This window comes from Psychrobacter sp. UBA2514, from assembly GCF_002341255.1.
Lineage (GTDB): Bacteria > Pseudomonadota > Gammaproteobacteria > Pseudomonadales > Moraxellaceae > Psychrobacter > Psychrobacter pacificensis.
Map to the genome: position 1 here is coordinate 750 of NZ_DDNS01000001.1, position 5,243 is coordinate 5,992.

Genomic DNA, 5,243 nt, shown 5'->3' on the forward strand with positions numbered 1-5,243 from the left:
TCGACGGAGGCGAAGGCGCCCTCGGCGGTCGGGGTGTAGTTCATCGTCAGCCAGATACCGGTCACCAACTGGTTGACCAATACGATCATTGACAATACGCCAAAGAAGTACCAAAAGTTAAAGTTCTTTGGTGCGTAGTACTTTGACATGTGGTATTCGTAGGTTTCAGTCGCTGGAAAACGCGCGTCCACCCAGTGCATTAACTTTTTACCTATACTCATGTTAAGCCTCCCCAACCGTCAAAATGGTACCATCCATACCATATTCTGGAACGGGTAAATTAAGCGGTGCAGGAACGCCACTATATACGCGGCCTGCTAAGTCATATTTTGACCCGTGGCACGGACAGAAAAACCCGCCGTACCAATCATTGCCACCTAAATCCACCGCGCCCACATCAGGACGGTAGTTTGGTGCACAGCCTAAATGAGTACAAACGCCTTCCACAACCAATACGGTTGGTTCTATCGAGCGAGTAGGGTTTTTGCAATATTCTGGCTGTAGAGACGCATCAGACTCAGGATCAGATAATAAAGGCGTAACTGATTCTAGTCCTGCGACCATGTCTTCTGTGCGTTTAACGACATAAATAGGTTTGCCACGGTATTTGACAACAATCATTTGTCCATCTTCGATAGCACCAATATCTTGGGTTACTGCAGCCCCTGCAGCCTCAGCTTTAGCGCTTGGGTACCAAGAACGGACAAAAGGTGTCGCCACGGCAGCTACCCCAGCTGCACCAATCGCGGCAGTTGAGGCAATAAGAACTCTACGGCGTTGTACATTAACGCCTTCGGCTTGGCTCATTAATACTTCCTCCAGGTGAATGAAATGGGATTATCCCACACTGGGTTTGTGGCTTAGAAAATATACAATATCAAGCCACTTTAGCTGTGCCTAATTTTGCTAATTGTTACTATTCTAAGCTATTTCGGTGATAAAATAAATTATTGCGTTAAAAATAAAGCAACCTTAATAGGGCATATTAGGGGGTTGAATATGACAACCATATTAAAACAGTCGGATTATCAATGTTTAACGCCAACTTTGCTTTTATAGGGATTGTAAATGTCATGACCTTATAATTAATAAGGATTTTTCAGCAATAGCGAATGATACTTGAAATTACGAAAATGTTCACTAACTTTCACCATCTCACTACTGGATAAAACGTCATAAAACGAATATCACCACTCTATATAATAAAGTGGTGATGCTTTCAGAATAGTTAATAATGCTTTATCAGACTATCAGAAACTTGTTTATCGAAATACGCAATGCAAAGTACATATGCGATATTCTAATAAATGTGGCTAGAGTAGTGCCATTATTAGCCTTCAAGCTCGCTCCAACGCTCAAGCTTACTCATCATTTCATCTTCGATGGCCAACAAGCGCTCACTTGCGGCTGTCGCGGCATCAAAGTCGGTATTAAACCAAGAGCCATCAGCCAATTTTTCTTGTAGTTGAGTTTGTTCGGCTTCGAGTGCGGCGATTTCTTTGGGTAAGCTATCTAGCTCGCGCTGCTCATTGAAGTTGAGCTTTTTGGCGGCTTTATTTGGCTTCCCAGCGTCAGCTTTATTGGCTGATTTTGACGCTTTAGTATTGCTAACGGGTGCTTTTGCGGCGCGCGCGGCTTCCTCGCGGTTTTTTTGTATCAAGTACTCTTGATAACCGCCGACATACTCTTTGACGATGCCATTGCCATTTTCATCCGTATCAAATACCCAAGTGGAGGTGACCACATTGTCCATAAATGAGCGGTCATGACTGATCAGCAAGATGGTACCGTTAAAGCTGCTGACCGACTCTTCTAATAGCTCAAGGGTGGCCATATCCAAATCGTTGGTCGGCTCATCAAGCACTAATATGTTGGCAGGTTTTAATAATTGCTTGGCAAGTAATACGCGGTTGCGCTCACCACCTGATAAGGCTTTGACAGGTGTACGCGCGCGCTCCGGCGCAAATAAGAAGTCTTGCAAATAGCTCATGATATGGGTTTTTCGGCCGCCCACTTCGACAAAATCTGAGCCCTCTGAGACGTTTTGCGCGACGCTGGCTTCAAGATCTAGCTGATCACGCAGCTGATCAAAAAAGGCAATTTGCAAATTGGTGCCAAGTTTGACGCTGCCGGTCTTAGTGACCTCGTCATCCGACATATCGAGTAGGGCTTTGATAAGGGTGGTTTTACCAGCACCGTTAGGGCCGACAATACCGATTTTGTCGCCGCGCATAATAGTGGTCGTAAAGTTGTCAACCAGTACATTACCCTCATATTCAAGGTGCAGGTTTTTGACTTTACAAACGAGCTTGCCGCTTTTTTCGCCTTGACCCATCGTGATGTTTACATTACCCACTTGCTCACGGCGTTCGCGGCGCTCTTCACGCAATGCTTTTAGTTCACGGACGCGGCCTTCGTTACGGGTACGGCGAGCTTTGATACCTTGGCGAATCCAGACTTCTTCTTGCGCCAGTTTTTTATCAAAGTTGGCGTTGTTCTTTTCTTCAGCCTGTAATTGTAGCTCTTTTAGCTCTTGGTAGCGGGCGTAGCCTTTGGCGCCTTGAGTGACGTCATAGCTGGTCAATTGACCACGGTCAAGCTCTACAATACGAGTCGCAAGCTTATCAACGAATGCTCTATCGTGGGTGACAAACAGTAGAGTTAGACCTTGCCAGTCAAGCAAAAAGCGCTCTAGCCATTCGATACTTTCAACGTCCAAATGGTTGGTTGGCTCATCGAGTAAGAGCACATCAGGCTTGGTTACTAACGCACGAGCAAGTAATACGCGGCGCTTACGACCACCAGAGAGTGATGACAAATCATCTTCTGGATCAAGCCCCATGGTGGTGATCAGACGGGTGGCATCGCGCTCTAAGTCCCAGCCATGGACGGCGTCGATATCATGCTGCAAGGTCGCCATGTGCTCGCAAGCGTCCATGTCGCCATTGGCGCACATCTCCACTTGCTTATTATAATTGATCAGCAGCTCAGCTGTGCGGCGGCTACCGCCCATGACGATATCGAGTATGCGTCCGCTCGACTCGGGGACGTCTTGCTCAAGCATCGCAACACGCATACTGCTGTTGGTGATGATCTCACCACTATCTGGCTGCAATGAGCCATTAATCAGTTTGAATAAGGTGGATTTACCTTCGCCATTGCGGCCAATCAAACACACACGCTCGCCTGAATTGATAGAAAAATCAATACCATCAAGAACAGGCGCGACGCCAAACGCTAAGTGAATGTCTTTTAAATGAATCAGTGCCATAGAGTATCTTAAGCTTATATAATAGTGAGGTAGGGGTTGTTGCAAAATTGCCAGCAGTATAACATGCCACCGCGCAACTGTAGTGCGAGTAAATCGTTTTATCAGTACTATTTATAGCTGTTATTCATAGTGGCTATTTTTTGATTAGCATGATGGGTTTAATGATGCCACTTAGGTTTTGTCACCTATTTTACTTACTAAACCTTTCAGCCTTATATTTACGATACTTTAGAGAAAAATATGAATCAATCTAATAACAAAGATGCTGCTGCGAGCATACAAGACGACTTGCAAACCCAAGTAATTGATCTGCAAATGAACGTAGCCCACCTTGAGATTACAGTAGAAAGGCTTGATGAGGTGATCGCACGTCAAGATAAAGATATTCAGACATTACAGCGTCAGCTACAACTGATTTATAAGCAAATAGAAAATCAAGACCCAGAAAGTGGTATTGCCCCATTTGATGTGATGGCGGATAGACCACCACATTATTAAAAATAATAGCAAGTAAGATAACCAGTAGTAAATGGTCGCAATATGTGTATTTTTAGATAAAGGTACCCTTTGGTGACTTAATAGTCATAATATGGAAATAATGTATTTTGGCAGTTGTTTTAGTGTTAAAAAATCTTTACTATCTTCCACCTCGGATGCTGCTTACTTAAGAAAATTAAGTAAAGCAGTAAAACAATGCGGATGTTTGGAGATGTAAAATGCGCGCCACCTTTCACTTAAAAACTCTTGCAGTAGCTGTTGCTGCTCTATCTGTCGCTAGCGCTGCTAGTGCTGCTGGTCTTGATCGCTCAGGTCAAGATGTCACCGCATTCCTACAAGATGGCACTTATGCTGAAGCTGTCTATACCTATATCGATGCGGACGTGACGGGTAAAGATACTTCAGGTAATAAGATTGATGATATCGCAGAGTCTTATGACTTTTTCCGTTATGGAGTAAAAACAGACATTAACGACACGTTTAGTGTTGGCGTCTTATATGATGAGCCTTTTGGCGCAGCCGCTGACTATACTGGTGATAATAACTTTGTAAATGCAAACGGTGAGGGTACTAACGTAGAAGTACGTACAGAGAGTATTACTGGTATCCTTGGTGCGAAATTTGGTCAAAATAAAAACTTTCAAGTATATGGTGGCCCAGTTGCTCAGCGCGTAAAAGCAGATGTAAAGCTACGCGGTCCTGCTTATGAAGCTGCGAACGGTTACACTACGAATATTAATGCTGATCAAGATTACGGTTATATCGCAGGCGTAGCTTATAGCAAGCCTGAAATTGCGTTAAAAGCATCATTAACATACCGATCGGAAATCGAACATAACGCTCAAGCATCTGAAATTTATCCTGTTGTAGGTTCTGGTCTTATACCAGCTCCTGTGGTTTCTGCACTTGGCCTGTCAACAAACAGAGTTGATAGCATTGAAATAACTACGCCTGAATCAGTGAACTTTGATTTTCAAACTGGCATCAACCCTACAACCCTAGCGACTGCAAAAGTACGTTGGGTACCATGGAGTGATTTTGCTATCGTACCATCACTATATAACGATGTTAGCAAGATTTCGACTCAGGATGATAAGGGGTTAGCGTTAGTTAGCTATGATGACGACCAATGGCAAGTAGAGCTAGGATTGGCTAAGCGTGTCGCGCCAGCACTTGCTATCAGTGGTACTGTTGGTTGGGACAGTGGTGCAGGTGACCCAGTCACCTCATTAGGCCCTATCGAAGGCTATTATAGCGCTGGTCTTGGCGCGAAATATAATGTGACCGAAAACTGGGCGATATCTGCTGGTGGTAAATACTTATGGTTCGGTGATGCCAAAGGTCAAATCCCAACTAAGACGATCGTTAGTGATTTCGAAAGTAACGATGGTTTTGTATTGGGTGTAAAGGTATCTTACCAAGCTCAATAAATCACAAATAAATTATGTGATACTAGACCTCTTGCAAAAGTCAT

4 protein-coding genes and 1 pseudogene are annotated in these 5,243 nt (G+C 44.2%); 2 read left to right on the forward strand and 3 right to left on the reverse strand.

The annotated features are described in order from the left end of the window. The 3 genes and pseudogenes from B3V51_RS00015 to B3V51_RS00025 all read right to left on the reverse strand — a co-directional run. A pseudogene (locus B3V51_RS00015) lies at nt 1-200 on the reverse strand (cytochrome b); the annotation flags it as partial. A 22-nt stretch (nt 201-222) separates the two neighbouring features. Further along, a complete protein-coding gene (gene petA / locus B3V51_RS00020; protein WP_071001278.1) occupies nt 223-807 on the reverse strand; it encodes a ubiquinol-cytochrome c reductase iron-sulfur subunit in 585 nt (194 codons plus the stop codon). A 523-nt stretch (nt 808-1,330) separates the two neighbouring features. Continuing rightward, nucleotides 1,331-3,271 carry an ATP-binding cassette domain-containing protein gene (locus tag B3V51_RS00025; protein ID WP_286707732.1) on the reverse strand — a complete coding sequence of 647 codons (1,941 nt, stop codon included), beginning with the start codon at nt 3,269-3,271 and terminating at the stop codon, nt 1,331-1,333. A gap of 240 nt (nt 3,272-3,511) precedes the next feature. Here B3V51_RS00025 and B3V51_RS00030 point away from each other — a divergent pair, with 240 nt between their 5' ends. Continuing rightward, nucleotides 3,512-3,769 carry a SlyX family protein gene (locus B3V51_RS00030; RefSeq protein ID WP_058024131.1) on the forward strand — a complete coding sequence of 86 codons (258 nt, stop codon included), beginning with the start codon at nt 3,512-3,514 and terminating at the stop codon, nt 3,767-3,769. A gap of 218 nt (nt 3,770-3,987) precedes the next feature. Beyond that, complete coding sequence (locus B3V51_RS00035; RefSeq protein WP_286707733.1) at nt 3,988-5,199, forward strand: OmpP1/FadL family transporter; 1,212 nt, start codon at nt 3,988-3,990, stop codon at nt 5,197-5,199. Nucleotides 5,200-5,243: the final 44 nt, after the last annotated feature.

What these genes read in the sequence shown, in the direction of transcription:
- petA (WP_071001278.1), bottom strand. Translation starts at nt 807, where the DNA reads ATGAGCCAAGCCGAAGGCGTTAATGTACAACGCCGTAGAGTTCTTATT.
- B3V51_RS00025 (WP_286707732.1), bottom strand. Translation starts at nt 3,271, where the DNA reads ATGGCACTGATTCATTTAAAAGACATTCACTTAGCGTTTGGCGTCGCG.
- B3V51_RS00030 (WP_058024131.1), top strand. Translation starts at nt 3,512, where the DNA reads ATGAATCAATCTAATAACAAAGATGCTGCTGCGAGCATACAAGACGAC.
- B3V51_RS00035 (WP_286707733.1), top strand. Translation starts at nt 3,988, where the DNA reads ATGCGCGCCACCTTTCACTTAAAAACTCTTGCAGTAGCTGTTGCTGCT.